General features: G+C 68.5%; 16 protein-coding genes and 1 tRNA gene. 8 read left to right on the top strand and 9 right to left on the bottom strand.

Annotated elements, in window-relative coordinates:
* The first annotated feature begins 2 nt into the window (after positions 1 to 2).
* Entirely contained in the window at positions 3 to 281 is a 279-nt protein-coding gene (locus Q0579_RS14425) for a succinate dehydrogenase assembly factor 2 (protein ID WP_298813572.1), read from the top strand.
* A 34-nt stretch (positions 282 to 315) separates the two neighbouring features.
* Entirely contained in the window at positions 316 to 3768 is a 3453-nt protein-coding gene (gene mfd, locus Q0579_RS14420; RefSeq protein ID WP_298813570.1) for a transcription-repair coupling factor, read from the top strand.
* Positions 3769 to 3816: 48 nt separating this feature from the next.
* Here mfd and Q0579_RS14415 read toward each other — a convergent pair whose 3' ends face one another.
* Positions 3817 to 5064 (bottom strand): GGDEF domain-containing phosphodiesterase, encoded by a 1248-nt coding sequence (locus Q0579_RS14415; protein ID WP_298813568.1) that lies wholly within the window; start codon positions 5062 to 5064, stop codon positions 3817 to 3819.
* Positions 5065 to 5171: 107 nt separating this feature from the next.
* On the opposite strand from Q0579_RS14415, the gene moaA reads away from it, so the two are divergent.
* The 3 genes from moaA to Q0579_RS14400 all read left to right on the top strand — a co-directional run bounded on the left by moaA (position 5172) and on the right by Q0579_RS14400 (position 7111).
* Complete coding sequence (moaA, locus tag Q0579_RS14410; protein WP_298813566.1) at positions 5172 to 6185, top strand: GTP 3',8-cyclase MoaA; 1014 nt, start codon at positions 5172 to 5174, stop codon at positions 6183 to 6185.
* Positions 6182 to 6961: an NAD kinase gene (locus tag Q0579_RS14405; protein ID WP_298813564.1), complete on the top strand. Its 780-nt coding sequence runs from the start codon at positions 6182 to 6184 to the stop codon at positions 6959 to 6961. The genes moaA and Q0579_RS14405 overlap by 4 nt, the downstream gene beginning before the upstream one ends.
* A gap of 75 nt (positions 6962 to 7036) precedes the next feature.
* Positions 7037 to 7111: transfer RNA gene (locus Q0579_RS14400), tRNA-Asn, on the top strand.
* Between the two features lie 205 nt (positions 7112 to 7316).
* Here the strand turns inward: Q0579_RS14400 and Q0579_RS14395 are convergent.
* Positions 7317 to 7559 (bottom strand): hypothetical protein, encoded by a 243-nt coding sequence (locus tag Q0579_RS14395; protein ID WP_298813562.1) that lies wholly within the window; start codon positions 7557 to 7559, stop codon positions 7317 to 7319.
* A gap of 447 nt (positions 7560 to 8006) precedes the next feature.
* On the opposite strand from Q0579_RS14395, the gene Q0579_RS14390 reads away from it, so the two are divergent.
* Complete coding sequence (locus Q0579_RS14390) at positions 8007 to 8597, top strand: hypothetical protein (protein WP_298813560.1); 591 nt, start codon at positions 8007 to 8009, stop codon at positions 8595 to 8597.
* Positions 8598 to 8815: 218 nt separating this feature from the next.
* Here Q0579_RS14390 and secA read toward each other — a convergent pair whose 3' ends face one another.
* The 3 genes from secA to Q0579_RS14375 form a co-directional block, all read right to left on the bottom strand.
* Entirely contained in the window at positions 8816 to 11551 is a 2736-nt protein-coding gene (gene secA, locus Q0579_RS14385) for a preprotein translocase subunit SecA (protein WP_298813558.1), read from the bottom strand.
* A gap of 102 nt (positions 11552 to 11653) precedes the next feature.
* On the bottom strand, positions 11654 to 11908 hold the full coding sequence (locus tag Q0579_RS14380; RefSeq protein WP_298813556.1) for a hypothetical protein: 255 nt from the start codon (positions 11906 to 11908) through the stop codon (positions 11654 to 11656).
* Positions 11909 to 11967: 59 nt separating this feature from the next.
* On the bottom strand, positions 11968 to 12555 hold the full coding sequence (locus Q0579_RS14375) for an energy transducer TonB (protein WP_298813554.1): 588 nt from the start codon (positions 12553 to 12555) through the stop codon (positions 11968 to 11970).
* Positions 12556 to 12599: 44 nt separating this feature from the next.
* Between Q0579_RS14375 and argJ the strand changes: the two genes are divergently transcribed.
* Together argJ and Q0579_RS14365 are read left to right on the top strand one after the other, a co-directional pair.
* Positions 12600 to 13832: a bifunctional glutamate N-acetyltransferase/amino-acid acetyltransferase ArgJ gene (gene argJ, locus Q0579_RS14370; RefSeq protein WP_298813552.1), complete on the top strand. Its 1233-nt coding sequence runs from the start codon at positions 12600 to 12602 to the stop codon at positions 13830 to 13832.
* Between the two features lie 7 nt (positions 13833 to 13839).
* On the top strand, positions 13840 to 14643 hold the full coding sequence (locus tag Q0579_RS14365; RefSeq protein WP_298813550.1) for an inositol monophosphatase family protein: 804 nt from the start codon (positions 13840 to 13842) through the stop codon (positions 14641 to 14643).
* Positions 14644 to 14665: 22 nt separating this feature from the next.
* Here Q0579_RS14365 and Q0579_RS14360 read toward each other — a convergent pair whose 3' ends face one another.
* From Q0579_RS14360 to addB, 4 genes are read right to left on the bottom strand one after another with little or no spacing between them, the layout of a single operon-like run.
* Positions 14666 to 15070 (bottom strand): hypothetical protein, encoded by a 405-nt coding sequence (locus Q0579_RS14360; RefSeq protein WP_298813549.1) that lies wholly within the window; start codon positions 15068 to 15070, stop codon positions 14666 to 14668.
* The gene (gene trxA / locus Q0579_RS14355) at positions 15067 to 15390 is read right to left on the bottom strand and encodes a thioredoxin (RefSeq protein ID WP_019517237.1); all 324 of its coding nucleotides are present in this window, start codon (positions 15388 to 15390) and stop codon (positions 15067 to 15069) included. Before trxA ends, Q0579_RS14360 begins: the two co-directional genes overlap by 4 nt.
* A 48-nt stretch (positions 15391 to 15438) precedes the next feature.
* The gene (gene addA / locus Q0579_RS14350) at positions 15439 to 18888 is read right to left on the bottom strand and encodes a double-strand break repair helicase AddA (protein ID WP_298813547.1); all 3450 of its coding nucleotides are present in this window, start codon (positions 18886 to 18888) and stop codon (positions 15439 to 15441) included.
* Complete coding sequence (gene addB / locus Q0579_RS14345; RefSeq protein WP_298813545.1) at positions 18872 to 21850, bottom strand: double-strand break repair protein AddB; 2979 nt, start codon at positions 21848 to 21850, stop codon at positions 18872 to 18874. Before addB ends, addA begins: the two co-directional genes overlap by 17 nt.

Genomic DNA, 21850 nt, shown 5'->3' with positions numbered 1-21850 from the left:
CCATGACCGACCCGACGACCGAGCAGGACATCCGCATCAAGCGCCTGCGCTTCCGCGCCTGGCACCGCGGCACGCGCGAGGCCGATCTGATGATCGGCGGCTATTTCGACGCACATCACGCATCGTGGAGCGCGGACGAACTCACCTGGTTTGAGGCGCTGCTGGAGGAGCAGGACGTCGACATCATGGGCTGGGCGATCGGATCGATCCCCTGCCCGCCGCAGTGGAACGGACCGATGATGCAGGGCATGCGTTCGCTCGACTTCGTGTCGCTGCCCTGACACTGACACACCATCACGACCGGATAGCCGCCACTTGCCCGAATTGAAGACGATCCTCGACGCCACCGTGCCGCTTACACTGTCGGGCGTGCCGTCGGGGTTCCTGCCCTCGCTCCTCGCCGACATCGCGCGCGCGGCGCATCTACGCGCGGTCTATGTCGCGGCCGACGAGGCGCAGATGCGCGCGGTGGCAGCGACCGCGACGTGGTTCGCGCCCGAGCTGGAGATCGTGCAGCTGCCGGCGTGGGACTGCCTGCCGTACGATCGTGCCTCGCCCACCTTGCGCATCATGGCCGAGCGGATCGGCGCGCTGCACCGCTTGCAGGCGAAACCCAAGGGGCCGCAGCTCGTCCTCACCACCGTCAACGCCGCGACGCAGCGGACGCTGACGCCGTTCCGCATTCGTCAGCTCGTCGCCGAGTTGAAGCCCGGCGCGCGGATCGACCGCGACAAGCTCGCCGCGCTCTTGCAGGCGAACGGCTACGTCCGCACCGACACGGTGCACGATCAGGGCGAATATGCGGTGCGCGGCGGCATCGTCGACCTGTTCCCAAGCGGCGAGGAACAGGCGCTCAGGCTGGATTTCTTCGGCGACGAGATCGAGACTGTCCGCACGTTCGACCCCGCCGATCAGCGCACGACGGGGCGCGTCGACGGCTTCGTGCTGCTCCCCGCGTCCGAGGCGCTGCTAGACGAGGAAAGCGTCAAGCGCTTCCGCACCCGCTACCGCGACAAGTTCGGCGCGACCGCGACGGGCGACCCGCTCTATCAGGCGGTCAGCGACGGGCGCCGCCTCGCTGGTATGGAGCATTGGCTGCCCTTGTTCGAGGACAAGCTGGCGACCTTGTGGGATCACCTGGGCGACGCGGTCGTGGTGCGCGACAGCGGCGCACCCGCGGCGGCGGAAGGGCGGCTGGAGGCGATTGCCGACTATTACGACAACCGCAAGCGCGCCGAGGCGGCTGAGCCCGGCAGCTACCGCGCGCTGCCCGCCAAGACGCTCTACCTCGACGCCGACGAGTGGCAGGCCGAGGTCACCGCCGCGCCCGCGCACCTGATCTCCCCGTTCCACGAGCCGCCCTCGGCGCGCGTGCTCGACTTCGAGGTCGACGGCCCGCGCGATTTCGCACCCGAGCGCGCCAACCAGGCCAACGTCTACGAGGCGGTGGTCGCGCACGTAACCAGGCTGCGCAAGGAAGGTCGCAAGCCGATCCTCGCCAGCTACTCGGTCGGCGCCCGCGAACGGCTTCGCAGCCTGCTTGAGGACCACGACCTGACCGGCGCGCGCCTCGCCGACACATGGCAGGAGGCAATGGGCGCGGCCGAGCGCGGCGTAGCGCTGACCGTCGTCGCGCTTGACCACGGCTTCACCGCGCCCGGCGTCGCGGTGCTGACCGAGCAGGATATGCTTGGTGACCGGCTGGTCCGCCGCGCCAAGCGGCGCAAATCGGCCGACGCGTTCCTCGCCGAACTGGCGACGCTCTCGCCCGGCGATCTGGTGGTCCACAGCGACCACGGCATCGGCCGCTACGAAGGGCTGATGCAGATCCCGGTCGGCAAGGCACCGCACGATTGCGTCGCCTTGAGCTACGCCGGCGGCGACAAGCTGTACGTGCCGGTCGAGAACCTCGAAGTCCTGTCACGCTACGGCAGCGGCGAGGACGGCGCGAGCCTCGACAAGCTCGGCGGCGAGGCGTGGCAGCGCCGGAAGAGCCGCATGAAGGAGCGCATCCGCGAAATCGCGGGCGAGCTCATCAAGACCGCCGCTGAGCGCGCACTGCGTCCGGGCGAGGTCGCCGAACCGGACAGCGCCGGCTACCCCGCCTTCGTCGACCGCTTCCCGTACGAGGAAACCGACGATCAGGACCGCGCGATCGGCGACGTACTGGCCGATCTGGCGGCTGGCAAACCGATGGATCGGTTGATCGTCGGCGACGTCGGCTTCGGCAAGACCGAGGTGGCGCTCCGCGCCGCGTTCGTCGCCGCGATGGCGGGGATGCAGGTGGCGGTGATCTGCCCGACGACACTGCTCGCGCGGCAGCATTTCACCAACTTCTCCGCGCGGTTCGAGGGTTTTCCGATCAACATCGGCCGCCTCTCGCGCCTCGTTCCCGCGGCCGAGGCCAAGAAGACCAAGGAGGGGCTGGCGGACGGCAGCATCGACGTCGTCGTCGGCACCCACGCGCTGCTCGCCAAGGGGCTCGACTTCAAGCGTATTGGCCTCGTCATCGTCGACGAGGAACAGCGGTTCGGCGTCACCCACAAGGAGCGGTTGAAGGCGCTGCGCGCCGACGTGCACATGCTGACGCTCACCGCCACGCCGATCCCGCGCACGCTGCAGATGGCGATGTCGGGCCTACGCGAGCTGTCGGTGATCCAGACCCCGCCGGTCGATCGCCTCGCGGTGCGCACCTATGTCATGCCGTGGGACCCGGTCGTGCTGCGCGAGGCGCTGCTGCGCGAGCATTATCGCGGCGGGCAGAGCTTCCTCGTCACGCCGCGGATCGCCGACCTGCCCGACATCGAAGAATATCTGCGCCGCGAGGTGCCCGAGATCCGCTACGTAGTCGCGCACGGGCAGATGAGCCCGACCGAGGTCGAGGAGCGGATGGGCGCCTTCTACGACAAGAAGTTCGAGGTGCTCGTCTCCACCACCATCATCGAGAGCGGGATCGACATCCCGTCTGCCAACACGATGATCGTCAACCGCGCCGACCGCTTCGGTCTCGCGCAGCTCTACCAGCTTCGCGGTCGCGTTGGGCGATCGAAGACGCGCGCTTACGCCTATATGGTCAGCCCGCCCGAGCGGCAGATGACCGAGGCGGCGGACAAGCGTTTGAAGGTGCTGTCCGACCTCGACACGCTCGGCGCCGGGTTCCAGCTTGCCAGCCACGACCTCGACATCCGCGGAGCGGGCAATCTGCTGGGCGACGAACAGTCGGGGCATATCAAGGAGGTCGGCTACGAACTCTACCAGTCGATGCTGGAAGAGGCGATCATGGACGCAAAGGCTGGCGGCCTGCGTGACGCGCCGCGCGACTTCTCGCCCCAGATCACCGTCGACGCGCCAATCCTGATCCCGGAGGAATATGTCCCCGACCTCGACCTGCGCATGGGCCTGTATCGCCGCTTGAACGAAGTGGACGAACGCGCCGGGCTCGACGCCTTCGCCGCCGAGATGATCGACCGCTTCGGCCCGCTGCCCGAGGCGACCGACAACCTTGTCAAGATCATGGAGATCAAGCTCAACGCGAAGAAGGCGTGTATCGCCAAGCTCGACGTGGGGCCGAAGGGCGCGCTGGTCGCGTTCCACGACGACACGCCGCCCAACGTCACCGGCCTGCTCGCCTATGTCGACAAGCTGGGGCCCATTGCCAAGCTGCGACCCGACAGCAAGCTCGCGGTCAGCCGCGCCTGGGGTGATCCGAAGGCACGATTGAACGGCGCGCTGCAATTGTCGAAGGGGCTGGCCAAAGCCGCCGGATAAACCGAACCTCGCGCTCCTCTTCCGGACCGAGAAGAGGAGCACGCCCGTTCACCGTTCGACCAACCGGACCAGTTCGGCACTTTCCACTGCGCCCGAACACAGGAACCCTTGGAAATAGGTGCAACCGCGCGCCTCCAGCAGTTCGCGCTGTTCGTCGGTTTCCACGCCCTCCGCGATCGTCTCCAAGCCCAGCGCGCGCGCGATCGCGATGACACCCTCGACGACCACGCGGTGGCGACGATCACCGACGATGCTCTGCGTGAGCCTGAGGTCGATCTTGAGGTAATCGACCGGCAGCGCGGTCAGATAGGCGAGACTCGAGTAACCGGTGCCGAAATCGTCGATCGCGACGCGGCAGCCGCCGTCGCGCAGCGCCTCCAGCAGCTCGGTCGCGCTATCCAGATCGTCGATCAACCCGCCTTCGGTGATCTCAGCGGTGACGCGCGCGCGCGCCACCCCGCTCGCATCCACGCGCGCCAGGAACCGCGCCGCGAAATCGGGCCGCGCGAGGTCGGCCGCGGTGACGTTGACCGCGACGCGCAGCCGCGCCAGCGCCTCGGGCCAGCCGGCGACGCTTGCCAGCGCGCGCGAGAGAATGTGGTCGGACAAGGCGATGCCCAGATCGGCGCGATCCGATGCCGCCAGCAGCGTCTCCGCGCCGAGCACGCCCAGCTCGGGATGGTTCCAGCGCGCAAGCGCCTCCACCCCCACGATCGCGCCGCCGGCGAACGCCACCTGCGGCTGGAACAGGACCGCGATCTCACCGCGTTCGATCGCGCGGTGGAGGTCGGCGGCAAGCTGCGCAATCGGGCGATGCGGCGCGGGCGGCGCGATCCGCGTGGTCGCGCCTTCGGCCACGCGTGCGTCGGCGAGCGCGGCGCGCGCGCGCGACACCAGCGCCTCCGCCTCCTCGCCCTGCCCGCTCGCCACCCCGATCCGCGTGCCGACGTGCACCGTCGTCGCGCCGACCGCGAACGGCTGCGCGAGCGCGAACTCGATCGCGGTGATCAGGGGATATGCAGCGTCGAGCCCGGCCGGCAGCGCCAGCGTGAACACCGCCCCTTCGCGTACGAGGTCCGCGTCGTCATCACAACCGAGCGCGTGCGCCATGCGCTCGCTCGCGGCGCTGACCAGCGCGTCCCCCGTGTCGCGACCGTAAGCGGCGTTGATGATCTCGAAACTGGCGAGTGCGACGATCGCGACCGTTACCGCACGGCCTTGCGCCAGCCATGCAGCGACGACCGGGTTGGCGCCGTCGCCCCCGACGCCGCGTCGCTCTCGACTTCCATCCCCCAACAACATGTTCCTCAACCGCCCAAACCGTATGTAGCGCGACGCAACCAAGCCGCCAATCGTTCGTCATGCTCTTGTGACACGCCGTGACCCCGCTTAGCTCTTCGTCCATGACCACGACATCGAACAGGACGGAGTCGTCGCTGGTCGACGGCTTCGGCCGCACGATCCGGTATCTGCGCGTGTCGGTGACCGACCGCTGCGACCTGCGCTGCCGCTATTGCATGGCGGAGCACATGACCTTTTTGCCGCGCGCCAAGATCGCGACGCTCGACGAGCTGGCGATCATCACCGAACGGTTCATCGCGCGCGGTGTCAACAAGGTACGCCTGTCGGGCGGCGAGCCGCTGGTGCGGCGCGACGTGATCGATCTCGTGCAGCGGCTGGGCCGGCACGTCGGCCAAGGCCTCGACGAGCTGACGATGACGACCAACGGCACGCGGCTGGCGCAATATGCTGACCTGTTGGCGGGTGCGGGCATGCGGCGGATCAACGTCAGCATGGACACGCGCGACCCGGACAAGTTCCGTTTTATCACCCGGCACGGCGATGTCGCCGAAGTGCTGGGCGGCATCGCCGCCGCCAAGGCCGCGGGTCTGCGCGTCAAGATCAACATGGTGGCGCTCAAGGATTTCAACGAGCATGAGATCGGCGACATGCTCGCCTGGTGTATCGACCAAGGTCATGATCTGACGCTGATCGAGACGATGCCGCTCGGCGAGGTCGAGGAGGATCGCACCGATCGCTTCATGCCGCTGACCGCGGTCAAGGAGATGATCGAGGCGCGCTTCACGCTCGAACGCGATCTGAACGGCACCGGCGGCCCGGCGCGTTACTGGCGCGTCGACGGATCGGCGACGCGGCTGGGGCTGATCTCCCCGCTGACCGCCAATTTCTGCGACGGCTGCAACCGCGTGCGGCTGACAACCGAGGGCAAGCTTTACACCTGTCTGGGCCACGACGATCAGCGCGACCTGCGCCAGGCACTTCGCCAGGGTGGCACGCCTGCGCTCGACGCCGCGATCGAAAGCGCGCTGATGACCAAGCCGCGCCGCCACGATTTCCGTATCGAGCGCGACCGCGCGCCCGCGGTCGCGCGCCACATGAGCGTCACCGGCGGATGAACGATTATCCGCGGCGGGCGCTGGTCGCCTCGCCGACGCCGCCGGCGCAGGCGGCGCGGGCCGAACTCGCCGACGCGTGGGATTGGGTGCCGCTCGAGGAAGCCGATCTGGTCGTCGCGCTCGGCGGCGACGGCTTCATGCTCCAGACGCTCCACACGCTGCTGGAACGCCGCAAGCCGATTGTGCCGGTCTTCGGGATGAATCTCGGCACCGTCGGGTTCCTGATGAACGAATGGCGCCATCATGGGCTCGAGGAGCGTATCCGCCGCGCCAAGGCGTTCAAGGTCACGCCGCTCGCGATGACCGCGACCGGCATCGACGGCCGCGTCCACTCGCTTCCTGCGATCAACGAAGTGTCGCTGCTGCGCGAAACGCGACAGACCGCTAAGCTGGAGGTCACCGTCAACGACCGTGTCGTGCTGGAGGAATTATCATGCGACGGCATCCTGGTCGCCACACCGGCAGGATCGACCGCGTACAATCTTTCGGCGCATGGTCCGATCCTGCCGCTCGGTTCGGCGATGATCGCCCTCACCCCCATCAGCGCCTTTCGGCCGAGGCGCTGGCGCGGCGCGATCCTGCCCGATCGGGCGCGGGTGACGCTGCGCATCCTCGATGCCGCCAAGCGTCCGGTGTCCGCGGTCGCCGATCAGCGCGAGATACGGGATGTCGCCTGTGTCGAAGTGTGCATGGACCGTGCGCGTGAACTGACCCTGCTGTTCGATCCCGAGCACGCGCTCGACGACCGCATCTCGATGGAGCAATTTGTCGTCTGACGCTCATGCTGCAGAACGGCAAAAAGAGGTTGCGCGTCGAAAATCAGCGTTTATAGACGCGGCTCCGCGCAGCGTTCCCTGATAGCTCAGCGGTAGAGCTCTCGACTGTTAATCGAGCGGCCGTAGGTTCGAATCCTACTCAGGGAGCCATTTTCCGCTGCTTAGAAGCGACGGTGCTGCTGCAAATCCGATATTCCTGGAAAACCGTCGCGCCGGCGCCAGTTCGCTGATCATCCGAGCACGTAGGCGGACGCAATGACGCGTTCCGCTCGCGTCGTCGCGACGGTATTCCATGACAGATGGCGCGTTTCCGCGCCCGAAGACGCCCGGTGCACGAGGCACCGGGCGCAACAGCTCAGTTGCTGTCCGAGTTGTCGTCGTTCACGATCGCGATAACGCCGATCGCGACGATGCCTGCGAGGATCGCGAGGCCGACGAAGCCGAAACCACCGCCCAGCTCGTTCTGCTTCGCCGACGGCGTGCTCGCACGGACGTTCTTGGCGACCGACAGGCTGGCGGCGGGGTTCGCCGTCGCGGCCAGCGCCGGCGAGACGGACAGCGATGCCACGGCGGCGGCGGCAAGGAACTTCTTCAGCATGGTCAATTCTCCTTCGATGATCGGCCCGGCTGCGTGGTTACACTACTGACGGTCCCGACGACACGTACGTGTCGCCCAGTCGATAACCGCGCAAGTCGCAATCAGTGCCCGAGAAGCGGGTTGATTTGTCGCTATGCAGCTTTTTCTTGCCAGCTTGTTGTGTTCGCGCCACACTCACGTCCGACACATAAAAATACAATTTGGGTGAGGATGACGGATGCTGATGATCGAAGTCGCGATGGGCCTGGTTGCCGCATCCTTCATTGCGGTGCCGGTTGCACTGGCCATGTTCGCCAAACCGGCGGCGAACACGAAAGTTGAGCAAAATCAAGTCTGATAGCTGCTCCGCGTCGCGCGGAGCCAATCCGTTCATCGCACGTTCCACTCGGGTCGGCTAAACGGCGCTTATCGCGCCCTGGCCGGGCGTGAGCGGAGATGTGTGAGATGATGAGGAGATTGAGCCGCACGGCGCTGGTGGTTGCGCTGGCTGCGAGCACGACCGTTGTCGCGGGTTGCGCGACCGAAACCGCCTATCGTCCCGCGACCGGATCGGGCTTCTATCGCACCGGATATAGCGACACGCGGATCACCCCGAACCGTTACCGGGTGACGTTTGCCGGCAATTCGATCACCGACCGCGACGTGGTCGAGCGATACCTGCTGTTCCGTGCCGCCGAGCTGACGACGCAGAATGGTTATGATTATTTCGTGATGGCGGACCGGGACACCGATCGCCAGGGACGTACCTATTCGACGCCGGGGGCCTGGGGTCCGGGCTTTGGCCCGTACAGCGGGCTTTGGGGTCCGCGCTGGGGCTTCTACGGCAGCTTCGGCTATCGCTCTTGGGATCCGTTCTGGGGCAATGGCTGGGGCGGCTGGGGCGGCGGCGCGGATATCCGCACCGTCGACCGCTACGAGGCGAGTGCCGAAATCGTGATGTTCCGCGGCCGGCCGGAGCCCGGCAACGTCCGCGCGTTTGATGCGCGCCAGGTCATCCAGACGCTTGGGCCCACGATCAAGCTGCCCGAGGCGCGCTGATCGCACGCCACCCGAATGAACAAAGGCTCCCTGCCACGCGGCAGGGAGCCTTTTTCTTTGATCGCTCGCGGGATTTCACCAGCAATCCCGACAGCCGCTAAGCGTCAGCGTAGCGCAGCTCTGAGCGGCAGCGCGGCGCTGACCGCCGGGTGAACCTCCACTCAGCGAAACGACCCGCGGAATAACTCCACGGGCAGCCCGCACCTACGAACGACGCGTCATACCGCGCCGTGGCAATGCTTGTACTTGCGGCCTGACCCGCACGGGCACGGCGCGTTGCGGCTGACCTGCCCTTCCCATTGCGCGGGATCGTCGCCGACATCGATCGGACCCGGTTGCACCATCTGCATCGGCGGCAACTGCGTCTGGATCAGCCCCAGCGTGCCCGCATCCACGTCGGCCGAGTTATCCTCGCCGGTGAACGGGTCGAAGTGCGTGGTGATGAAGTCGGGCAGTTCGGGCAATTCGGGCAGCGGTTCCATGCGGAACTGCGCCTGCGCGATCGTCTTTGTCACGTCGACGCGAATGCTGTCGAGCATGCGCTGGAACAGCGAAAAGGCTTCCTGCTTATACTCGTTGATCGGCGTCTTCTGCGCATAGGCGCGCAGGTGAACGACCTGACGCAGCGCGTCGAGCGTCGCCAGATGCTCCTTCCAGTGATGGTCGAGGTTCTGGAGCAGGATCGACTTCTCGACCTGCGTCCACGTTTCGGGCTCCAGATCAGCCGCCTTCGCCGCGACCATTGCATCGGCTTCGGCCTGGACGCGCTCGGTGACGATCTCGGGATCGATCGCCTCCTCCTTCAGCCACTCGTCGACCGGCGGCTGAATGTTCAGCACCTCGGCGAGCTGCGTCTTCATCCCCTCGATATCCCATTGCTCGGGATAGGAGTTGGGCGGGCACGCATCGCCGACGATCGCGTTGACCGTTTCCGCGCGCATGTCCTCGACCACGTCGCCGACCGTGTCGGCGTCCATGATGTCGGCGCGCTGCTCGTAGATGACCTTGCGCTGGTCGTTCATGACGTCGTCATACTCGACGACCTGCTTGCGCACGTCGTAGTTGCGCGCCTCGACCTTCTTTTGCGCGGTCTCGATCGCCTTGGTCAGCCACTTCGACCCAATCGCCTCGCCGTCCTCCAGGTTCGAGCGCATCATGCGCGCGAAGAGCGTGTCCGGCCCGAAGATGCGCAGCAGATCGTCCTCAAGGCTCAAGTAGAAACGGCTGAGCCCAGGGTCACCCTGACGCCCCGAACGGCCGCGCAGCTGATTGTCGATCCGCCGGCTCTCGTGCCGCTCGGTGCCGAGCACGAACAATCCGCCCGCCTCCAGCACCCGTGCCTTCTCCGCCGCGATCTCCTGCCGGATCTGCTCGATCGCCGCCTCGCGCTCGGGCCCTTCGGCCATGCCGGCGAGCTCGTCCTCGACGCGAAACTCCAGGTTACCGCCCAACTGAATGTCGGTACCGCGGCCCGCCATGTTGGTCGCGATCGTCACCGCACTCAGGCGGCCCGCCTGCGCGACGATGTGCGCTTCGGATTCGTGATAGCGCGCGTTCAGGACCGAGTGATCGACGCCTTCCTGCGTCAGGAATTCGCTGAGCAACTCCGACTTCTCGATCGACACGGTGCCGACCAGCACCGGCTGGCCCTTGCTGGCATGCTCGCGGATCTTCTTCGCGATCGCGCGGAATTTGTCGTGCGTGTCCTTGTAGAACTCGTCCTCCTCGTCGACGCGGTTGATCGGCCGGTTGGTCGGGATGGTGACGACGTTCATCTTGTAGATGTCGAAGAACTCGGCCGCCTCGGTCGAGGCGGTGCCGGTCATGCCCGACAGCTTGGGATACATGCGGAAGTAATTCTGGAAGGTGATCGAGGCCATGGTCTGGTTCTCGGGCTCGATCTGCACGCCCTCCTTCGCCTCGACCGCCTGGTGCAAACCGTCCGACCAGCGGCGACCGTCCATCATGCGCCCGGTGAACTCGTCGATGATGATGACCTTGCCGTCCTTGACGAGGTAATCGACGTCACGTTTGAACATGACGTTCGCACGCAGCGCCTGGTTCAGGTGGTGGACAACCTGCGTGTTCTCGAAATCGTAGAGGTTGGCGCCTTCCAGCAGCCCGGCGCTCTCCAGGATGCGCTCGACCTTCTCGGTGCCGTCCTCGGTCAGGACGATGGTCTTCTGCTTCTCGTCCTTCTCATAATCGCCCTCGTCGAGCTGCTTCACCACCGCGTCGACGCTGATGTAGAGCTCGCTCTTGTCGTCGGTCGGGCCGGAGATGATCAGCGGGGTGCGCGCCTCGTCGATCAGGACCGAATCGACCTCGTCGACGATCGCCATCGCGAACGGGCGCTGCACCATGCTGCTGCGCTCATATTTCATGTTGTCGCGCAGATAGTCGAAGCCGAACTCGTTGTTGGTGCCGTAGGTGATGTCGGCGGCATAGGCCTGCCGCCGCTCCTCGTCTGACAGGTTCGGCACGATCACGCCGGTGGTTAGCCCCAGGAAGCCGTACACCCGGCTCATCCAGTCCGCGTCGCGCGCGGCGAGGTAATCGTTGACGGTGATGACGTGGACGCCCTCGCCCGGCAACGCGTTCAGGTAGGTCGCGAGCGTCGCCACCAGCGTCTTGCCCTCGCCCGTGCGCATTTCCGCGATTTCGCCGCGGTGGAGCACGATGCCGCCGACCATCTGGACGTCATAGTGGCGCTGGCCGAGCACGCGGCGCGCCGCCTCGCGCACCGTCGCGAACGCTTCGGGCAGGAGTTGATCGAGCGTCTCGCCGTTCGCCAGCCGCTCGCGGAACAGCACCGTCTGGTTGGCGAGCGTCGGGTCATCCATCGCCTGCAATGCGGGCTCGAACGAGGCAATCTTGGCGAGGATGGGGTTGAGCGACTTGACATAACGGTCGTTGGACGAGCCGAAGAGCGATTTGGCGATGCCACCGAACATGGTGCGGATCCTGTAGCTGGAAGCGGCGCAGGCACCGCTTCCCGGCTGCCCACGCTTGAACAAAAACGGCAGAAGGGCGGCAGTTGTCGCCGCGCGGGCGCTTTACTCGCGCCGACGCCCGGCAAACGCGGGCTCGGCGGGAATCAGCGACCAGACGCGTGCGATCGGCGCGCGCGCGAGCATGACCAGACCTGCCGGTATCTGCATCGGCCGTGCGAGCAGCACCGCGCGCACCGCGGCGGCGGGCCGCGCAACCTTCTCCTGCGCCACCGCCTGCGCGAGCTGCGGCTGGCGCGCGCTCGCGCCGATGCCGGTCAGCGCCGACAGCAGGGCAGACAAGAGAAGAAGCAGGTTCACGCGTGCGGACATAAGGCGGGCGGGCGCACCCGTCCACCGGTGGCGTGCGCGTGACGCAATCAGTCGCGCGGCAACACCCAGCGGACCGGCAAATTCCAAGTGGAACGGATCGCCACGCCGGAAGCATCGCGCGCGGGCTCGAATGACCCGCGACGGATGAGAATGCTGCACGTCGCAGCGTCCAGCGAGGCGCTGCCACTCGACGTGACGATGCCGCACGATTGTACGCGGCCATCGGTGCCGATCAGCACCCGCGCGACAGTGCGGCCTTCTTCCTCGGCCCTGATCGCTGCGGGTGGATAAGAGTCGGCGTCGAACCACGCGGCCGGATTGCCCTTCGGCTTGCTCGCCCCTGGCGGCAACACAATAGTTGGCGGCGCCGGGCCGACACGCGCAGGCGAAGCGATAACTGGCGGCGAACCCGCGACGCGCGCCGGCGGGCGATGCGTCCACCACTCCCACGCGTCCTGCGCCAGCCACACGGTCGTAATGCCGCGAAGTGCGATCAGCACCGCAACCAGCGTGACGACCAGCAGCATCAGACCCCTGCCCGATCCGACGAACCACGGCTGCGGCCGCGCGTGGCTGGGATCGAGCCCGTTCTGCGCGCGCGCCTGCCGCCGTGCCAGATCCTCCAGGTCGTCCATCAATCGCCCTACCCACCGCTTCCGCCGCAGCCTATGGCGCGTGCATGTCACAGTCCACCGCCGCCTCGCCGCTCGCGCTGCCCTTTCCCGAGATGCCCCCGATCAACGGCGTCGCGATCCGCACCGCGCGCGCGCGCTACAAGGCGTGGGACCGCGCCGACCTGACCTTCGTCGAGCTCGCACCTGGCACCGCGGTCGCGGGCGTCTTGACGCAGTCGAAATGCCCCTCGCCGGAAGTCGAATGGTGCCGCCGCGCGCTGGTGATGGGCGAGGCGCGCGCGCTGGTCGTGAATGCCGGCAATTCCAACGCCTTCACCGGCAATCGCGGCCGCGCCGCGGTCGAGGCGATCGCCGCGCGCACCGCCGCGCAGCTCGGATGCAAGCCGTCCGACGTGTTCGTCGCATCGACGGGCGTGATCGGCGTGCCGCTGCCGATCGACAAGGCCGAGGAAGGGCTCGACGCGGCGTTCACCGCGCCGCCGACCGGATGGCGCGACGCCGCCGACGCGATCGCCACCACCGACACCTACGCCAAGGGCGCGAGCGCGACCGCAGTGGTCGATGGCCGCACGATCACGATCGCCGCGATCATCAAGGGATCGGGCATGATTGCGCCCGACATGGCGACGATGCTCGGCTTTATCTTCACCGACGCGGCGGTCACGCCGGGCTATCTCCAGGCCGCGTTGTCGGCCGCGAACGAGCGCAGCTTCTCGTGCATCACGGTCGACGGAGACACCTCGACCAGCGATACCGTGCTCGCCTTCGCGACCGGCCAGGCGGGTAACGCCCCGCTCGCCAGTGACGACGATGCGGGCGCCGACGCGTTCCGCGCTGCGCTCGCCGACGTGTGCCGCCAACTCGCCTTGCTCGTCGTGCGCGACGGCGAGGGCGCGTCGAAGCTGATCGAGATCACCGTCGAGGGTGCGGAGAGCGACCGCTCCGCGCATCGGATCGCGATGAGCATCGCCAACTCGCCGCTGGTCAAGACCGCGATCGCGGGCGAGGACGCGAACTGGGGCCGCGTCGTCATGGCCGTCGGCAAGGCCGGCGAGCCCGCCGAGCGTGACCGGCTGTCGATCCGCTTCGGCGTGACCCAGGTGGCGCGTGACGGCTTGGCGGTCGAGGGTTACGACGAAGCGCCAGTGACGGAGCACCTGAAGGGTCGGGAGATCGAGATCGGTGTCGACCTCGGGCTTGGTGACGGCAGCGCGCGCGTGTGGACCTGCGACCTGACGCACGGTTACATCAGCATCAACGCCGATTATCGTAGCTGAGCCGTTTGTGGACGCACTCGACCAAGCCATCCCCGCGCTGCTCGAGCGCGTTGCCGGCGAAGTAATCCTGCCGCGCTTCGGTCGCCTGAGCGTCGCCGACACCGCGGAGAAGACGCCGGGCGACTGGGTGACGATCGCCGACCGCGAGAGCGAGGCGATCATCACCGACGAACTGCAGAGCCTCGACCCTGATGCGCGCGTCGTCGGCGAGGAAGCCGCATCGGCCGATCCGTCGCTGATCGACACGGTCGCGCACGGCCGCGTGTGGCTGGTCGACCCGCTCGACGGCACGAACAACTTCGCCGCGGCACGCGAGCCGTTCGGCATGATGATCGCGCTGGTCGAAGACGGCGTGACGCAAGCGGGCTGGATCTACGCGCCCGTCACGAAACGGCTGTGTTTCGCGCGACGTGGTGGCGGCGCGTTCATCGACAGCGTGCGGGTCACGGCGGCGCCCCTAATCGACCGAGTGCCGGTCGCCACCTATTCCAATTACTGGTTCTCACCCGAGGAAGCCGCCGCGATCGAGACCGCGGCCACCGGCGTGCTCGACCTGCGTCACGGCCTGCGCTGCGCGGCGGCGCAATATGCCGCGCTGGTCGACGGCACGCACGACATTGCGCGGTTCGAGCGCATCTATCCATGGGATCATGCTGCGGGGGCGCTGTTCCTGACCGAAGCCGGCGGCCACGTCGCGCGCCCGGACGGTAAGCCTTATCGCCTGACCGACACCGGAAAGGGATTGCTCGCGGCTGCATCCGTCGAATTGTGGGAACGTGGCGCGCGCGTCTTAGGACAACGCCCAGCCTGACCGCACGGCGGCTGCGTGCCGGTCAGCGTCGTCGCCTCGACAGGACCTCGGACGCAGGTCCCAGGTCTTCCTGCGCAACGATCTCGGTAACGTCGGCCTTGCTCATTTCGCCCGAGCTAGGTGGACAAGGACCGTGGCGGTTGACCGACCCCGTCGGGGCCGCGCGCTCGACACCGATGAACTCGATGCGAAATACATGTCCGAGCAACCACGGTCCGACCGACGCATGCTGTCGTGCCTTGTCGCGATCGATCAGTGCGAACGACGAGTCTCGCGCGATCGCGGCGACGTCGCCGTCTTCATAAAAACGTTGTGCTTCAAACTCGTTGACGAACACACCCGTCATGCGGCGTGAGGCAGACGGTGCTCCCCACGCGCATCGATCAACCGGCGCTGCCGCCTGGAGCAGCAGCGCCGCGAGGATCACGCCAGCTCACCCTCGAGCCATGCCTTGATCCGGCCCTTGGGCTCCGCACCCACCTTGGTCGCGGCCGGCACACCGCCCTTGAACAGAATCATCGTCGGGATACCGCGCACGCCGTACTGGCCGGGCGCATCGGGGTTCTCGTCGATGTTGATCTTGGCGATCGTCACCTGCTCGCCCAACTCGTCGGACAATTCCTCCAGGCTCGGCCCGATCATCTTGCACGGCCCGCACCACTCGGCCCAGAAATCGACCAGCACGGGCTTGTCGGCCGACAGCACGTCGTTCTGGAAGCTGGCGTCGGTGATCTTCTTGGTAGCCATGTCAAACTCCTTGTTCGCTGCGTCATCTAGGATGCCGTTGCCGGACCCTCAACCATCCGCGACCAAGCTTTGCTCCGCCGCCGCCAAGCCGCGCTTGCCGCGCGCGAGCGCCGCATCGTCGAGCGCGATCAGCACCGGCCCACCGCTGTAGAGCAAGGCCACCTCGATCGCGTGATCGGGAAAGATCACTGCGAGCGCCGCCTGGTACGCCGCCATCTGTTTGATGTGATAGTCGGGCACCGCCGACGCGTCGCGCGGCACCTGCCGACCGGTCTTGTAGTCGATCACGCGGACGCGGGTGTCGCCGATCAGCAGCCGGTCGACCGTGCCCGAGACGACGCGCCCGTTCGGCAAGACCGCGCTGATCGGCGCCTCGACCAGAGCCTCCGGCCCGAACAGATCGGCGAAGGCGGGATCATCCAGCACGCGCAACACCGGCGCGACGATCGCCGGCCGGTCCGCCACCGGCACCTCGCGCGAGGCGAGCCACGCATCCGCCGCCCCCTCGCGCGCCGGCGGCGCGACCGCCGGCAGCCGCTCGAACAGCGCGTGCATCAGCGTGCCGCGCTCAGCTGCGGCCTGCATCTCGGGCGTCGGCGGTGCGTCGCCCGCGTCGTCCTCGCCCAGCGACGAGGGCGCGAGCGGGCGCGGCGGGCGCTGTTCCTCGGGTGCCGGCGTACGCGCCCAGGCAGGCAGCGGCAGTTCGTCGCGCGCTTCCGCCGCTCTCGCACGGCGCACCGGCACCGGCGCGCGTGGCTTGGTGCCGTGAAACACGCGCGGCTCACCGTCCGCCTTCGCCACACCCAATTCATCGAGCGTCCGCTCGGTCACCGCGTACCAGCTCGCGGGCGGCGCCTCGCCCTTCCATTTGGCGCTGAGCGAGCCGGTCACCACCAGCCGCTCCTCCGCGCGGGTCGCCGCGACGTAGAACAGCCGCCAATGCTCCTCGCGCTCGCGCCGTTCGGTCTCAGCCAGCGCCGCGTCGACCTCGCCCGCGCGCTCGGCCTTGCGAGGACGGAACACCGGTATCGGCTCGTCGAGCCCACCCGGCTGCCACATCACGGTCGAGCGCGGCGCCGAGTCGGGGTCCGCGGTCGCGTCCGCCAGGATGACGAGCGGTGCCTGCAACCCCTTCGCCCCGTGCGCGGTCATCACGCGCACCGCGTCGAGCGGCGCGGCGGCGTCGCGCACGATCTCCACCTCGTCGCGCTCGAACCAGTCGAGGAAGCGTTGCAGCGACGGCGTCGTCGTGGTCTCGAAATCGAGCGCGGCGTTGAGCAATTCCTCGATCGGATCGCGCGCTTCCTCGCCCAGCCGCGACAGCAATTTGCGCCGTCCCTCCAGCGGCCCCGACAGGATCATCTCCAGGAACTGGTACGGCGTGCGGAAGTCAGCGCGCGCCAGCATCAGCTCCAGGTCGCCGAGCAGCGACGGCGCCGTCTCAGTTAGGTGTCGCCACAACGTTCCCTTGCGCGGCACCGCGCGCGCCAGCAACTCGTCCTGCGTCCAGCCGATCAGCGGCGAGACGAGCAGGCTGGCGAGGCTCAAATCGTCGTCGGGTTGCAGCACGAAGCGGATCGCGGCGAGCAGATCCTGCACCGCGAGCGGCGCGCTCAACCGCAACCGGTCGACGCCCGCGACCGGCACACCCTCGGCATAGAGCCGCGCGACCAGCAGTTGCGCCAGCTCGCCGCGCCGCTTGACCAGGATCATCACGTCCTCGGGCCTGAGCGCACGCCCCTTGCTCTCCAGCATCAGACCGCCATCAAGCCAGCCGCGCACCAGCTTCGCGATCCGCGTCGCGTTGGCGCGCACCGCGTCATCGATCCAGCCCTCTTCGCCGCCTTCCTCCGCCTCACTCGCGCCGGCGGCGATGGCGGGGATCAGTATCACCTGCCCCGGCCCGGCGATGCGGCTGCCGTGCGGCGGGATCATGTCCTCACCCGCGAACTGCGCCGGCCCGACATGCTCGATCGCCGCGTCGACGAACTCGAGCACCGGCGCGGTCGAGCGGAACGAGTCGACCAGCGACAGGCGGTCGAATGGAAGCCCGCGCTCATCGGCCGGCATGTCGTTGTCGCCCGCGACCATCGCCGCACGTGCCTCAAAATAGCGCTCCGCCGCCATGAAGTTGACCGGATCGGTCCCCTGGAAGCCGAAGATCGCCTGCTTGGTGTCGCCGACCGTGAACAGCGTCCGGACCGATGGCGCATAGACGCCGCGCCCGACGAAATACTCGTCCACCAGCGCGCGGATGATCGTCCACTGCGCAACGTTTGTGTCCTGCGCCTCGTCGACCAGCACGTGCTCGGTGATCTGGTCGAGCTTGTAGCGGATCCACTCGCCGATCCCCTCCTGCCTGAGCAGGTTGACCGTCGCGCGGATCAGGTCGTCGAAATCGACCGCCCCTGCGCGCCGCTTCGCCGCCGCATAGCCGCGCGCATACTCGCGCCCGACCTCCAGCGCCGAGCCGAGCAGGTCGGCGTAGGCGGCACGCACCTGCAAACCCAGCAGGTCGGCGCACGCGTTGCCGAGCTCCTCCGCGAGCGCGACGTAATCGGCTTCCGCCGCGATCAGCTTCGCCGACGCCTTGCGCGGCTCGCCCGTGCCGGTACGCACCACCGCCATCAACGCGCCCAGCCGCTCGACCCGTCCCGCCGCGTCCGCCGCGAGCCAGGCGGCGACCGCGTCGGCATGCTTCAACCCGGTCGCCGTACCCCAGGCTGCGTTGGCCGCGGCGATGCGCCGGATCGCACGCTCGTCCAGCCCCGCGCACCGCTCGCGCACGTGCGCCGCGATGTCGCCCAGCGGCACACCCAGCGCGCCGCGGATGAACGCGGCGATCCCGCTCGGCAGCGCCTCCAGCGCGCTGCCGGCGCGCGCGCACTCGTGCAGGAACTGCTCCGCGCCCTGCTCACCCAGCCGGACGCTCAGCGCGCCGATCGTCGCGACCGGCGCGTCGCGTCCTTCACGCTCGGCCGCGACCAGCATGTCGGACAATGCCTGCCGCCTGAGCAGCGCTTCCTCGCGCGGCTCGATCGGGCGGAAGCCGGGGACGAACCCCGCCTCGACCGGAAATGACGCGAGCAGGCTCTGGCAGAAACCATGGATCGTCAGGATGCGCAGGCCGCCGCCGGGCGCATCGAGCACCTTGGCGAACAAGGTGCGCGCGCGCGCGATCTGCCGCGGATCGCCCGGCTCGCCCAAGGCCCGCAGGTCCGAGAACAGCGCGGTGTCGTCCATTCGCACCCAGGCGGCGAGCCGCCGGCTGATCCGCGCGGTCATCTCCGCCGCGCCCGCCTTGGTGAAGGTCAGGCACAGGATCGCCGACGGATCGGTCCCGCCCAGCAGCAGGCGGAACACGCGTGCCGCCAGCACCTGCGTCTTGCCCGTCCCGGCCGAGGCGGACAGCCAGACATGCGCGTCGGGGTTGCTCGCGCGCTGCTGGTCACCCTGCAGCGCCGGCAATGGTGCGAGCGCGTCAGCGTTCACGGCCATACCATTCGTCGCGGCGCATCAGCTGGTCGTATTCCGCGAACGGCGCGAACTCGGGATGGAGCTTGGCGACGAACGCTTCCTCGCCGGTCAGCCAGCGCGCCGCCGCTTCCGCGAAGCTGTCGCGCGCGGCACGGGTGAAATCGTCGGTCATGATGCGCCCGTTCTTGCCCGCCGGATCGGCCGGGCTGGTCACCGCGCCGAACCCGTCGCGTCCTTTCGCGAGCGACCAATATTCGAACCCGCCCGCGCGGCCCTCAACGCCCTCGAACGCGCCTTCCTCCGCCATCGCGCCGAGCAGCCCCAGTTGCAGGTTGAACCCGCCGCGCACCGCCGCGACCGACGGCGCCTTGCCGGTCTTATAGTCGACGACGACGATCGATCCGTCCGCGGCGCGGTCGACACGGTCGAACCGGCCGGTCAGCTTGATCCCCGACAGCATCGTGTACCCCTGCCCCTCCGCCGCCAGAATATCGCGCCCCTCGGCACGGTTCGCCTGCATCGTCGCCGCGATCCACTCGATCCCCGCGATCAGCCGCGGTTGCCACAGCGCACGCAGCAGCGGGTGCGCCGCGGGGTCGTCGAGCATCGCCAGCGCGCGCGGCACCAGCCGGTCGGGCGCGCAGGCATCGTGCTTGGCCCATTCCTCCAGCACGCCGTGAACCGCCGTGCCGCGCCACGCCGCACTCGGATCGGCATCAACCGCGTCGAGCGGCATCAGCTTAAGAATACGTCGCGCGTAAAAGGCGAACGGATCGGCCTTCAGCCGGTCGACCTCGGTGACCGAGATGCTGGTCGGCCTGAGCTCGGCGCCTGGGCTCGGCGCGGGCCGCTCGGCGGGCATGGGCGTCGCGCCGTCGTCGAGCAGCCGCGTCCAGCGTTCCAGCCGGTGCGCGCGCACGAACCGCTCGCCCGCCATCGCCTCCAGCCGCAACCAGAAGCGCGACGCGAGCGCGGGGCTGCGCGCATCGCGCCGGCTACGCGTGATCAGCACGCGCGGCGCACCCAGTCCCTGTCCGAAATCGTGCGCCGCGGTGCCGATCGCGCGCTGCAAGCCCGACAGGCCCAGCTCGGCGCGGATGCGCGGCGCGAGCCACGGATCGGGCGGCGGGTTGCCCGGCCACACGCCCTCATTCAACCCGCCCAGGATCATCAGGTCGGCGGTCTGCAACCGCGCCTCTATCAAGCCGTAGATCGCGAGCCGGGGATGCTCGCCCTGGATCTGCCTGACCGCGACCTCGTCCATCAGCAATCGCAGCAGCGGCGCGAACCCCGCCGCCGACGCGTTCGCGGGCCCGAGCGGCGCCTGCCGCTCCAGGTTGGTCAGCAACTCGGCCGCGCATCGCCCGGCGGGACCGCGCCATACCTCGTCGCCCGCGAGCGCCTGCGCCGACTCGCGCAGGCCCGCGACCAGCTCGGGCAGGCTCGCCGTTTCGCGTCCGAACACCGCGGCGACCGGCTCGAGCAGCGCGCGCGCTTCTTCCCACCACGGCAGCGCGGCGCGGCGCAACTCGCGCTCGCGCTCGCGCTCCGGCCCGTCGTTCAGATGCGCGGTGATCCCCGCGAGCCCCGGCGCCGGGCGCGGTCCGCGGAGCGCACGGTCGAGCCGGCGCACCCCCTCCAGCCAACGCCCGCGCGCCTCGCCACTCCTGACCAACGGATGCTTGAGCAGCGTCAACAGCGCCATCGGCGCGAAATCCTGCGCCGCCGCCTCGACGATCGCGGTCAACAGCGTGCCCGGCGGCAGGATTGACAGCGCGCGCCCGGCGCTGTCGTCGATTGGAATGTTCCACCGTTCGCAATGCGCCGCCACCCGCCGCGCCAGCGCGCGATCGGGGGTGACGAGCGCCGCGGTCCGCCCAGGCTGCTCGATCCATTCGCGCATCGCCAGCGCGATCGCCTGTGCTTCCTCGGCCGGGGTCGCGAGTTCGGCCGCCTCGACCCCGGTGAGCCGCCGCTCGGATGCGTCGAGGTGGGTCCACTTGCCGGTAAAATCGGCCGGGGCCAGCGCGTTGGCGATCGCGCGGCCACGCACTGCGCTCGCGTCATGGTCGCTGCCGCCGAGCCAGGTGCGCACCTCACCGCGCCCCACGCCCATGCGATCGAGGATCAGCTTCAAATGAAATTGCGGATGCACCTCGATCGCGCGCCGCCGCATACCCGTTACCGGGTCGGGCAGGTGCGGGCCCAGCACCTCCCATTCCTCCTCGGGCATGCGCGTGTCGAGGTTGGCGAATGCGACCATCCCCTGCGGCAATCCCGCCACCACGCGCAGCAGCCGCGCGATCGCAGGCGCAGGGTCGGTGATGCCGACCGCGCAGACGAAGCCGCCCGGCGGCGTCTCACGCCAGCGCGCCGCCTGCGCGTCGAGCAGCTTGATGCGCCGCACCCCCGCTTCGATCCGCCCCAGCCGCTCGCGTGTCGTGGGCCAGCGATCGAGCACGATGCGGAACAGCTCCAGCGCGCGCTGCCAATGCTCGGTCAGCCCCTCGCCCGGGTCGATCTCGGCCAGCCGCGCCGGGTCCACCTCCTCGACGATCAACTGGTCGAGCGTCCGCGCCAGATCGCCCGCCAGCCGCACCGCTTCCGCCGCATCGACCGGGTGTCCGACGCGCGCGCGCTCCTCCTCGACCATGCGCGCGAGCACCATGCGGCGCTGGAGCGGGTCGATCGCGGGCGGCAGCAGCGGCGTGACGCCCGCGGGGTCGAGTGCGGCACCCAGCGCCTCACCCAAATCATCGCCCGCCAGACTGACGATCCGCGGCAGCAGCAGCGCACCGCCGCTCGCGCGCACGAACGCGCGCGTCATCGCGATCCCGGCGCGCTTGTTGGGCACCAGCACGAGGCCCCGCGCGAGCGTCAGCCGATCACCGCCGAACCGTCGCAGCAATCCCGCCACCGCCGCATCGGCGATCGCCCGGTGCGCCGGAATGGTAAAAAGGTGGAGCCCGCGCGCCTCGTTCAC

The organism is uncultured Sphingomonas sp., assembly GCF_936927845.1.
Classification (GTDB): Bacteria; Pseudomonadota; Alphaproteobacteria; order Sphingomonadales; family Sphingomonadaceae; genus Sphingomonas.
Note: the sequence above shows the minus strand (reverse complement) of the source record. Positions and strands in the feature narration are given on the sequence as shown.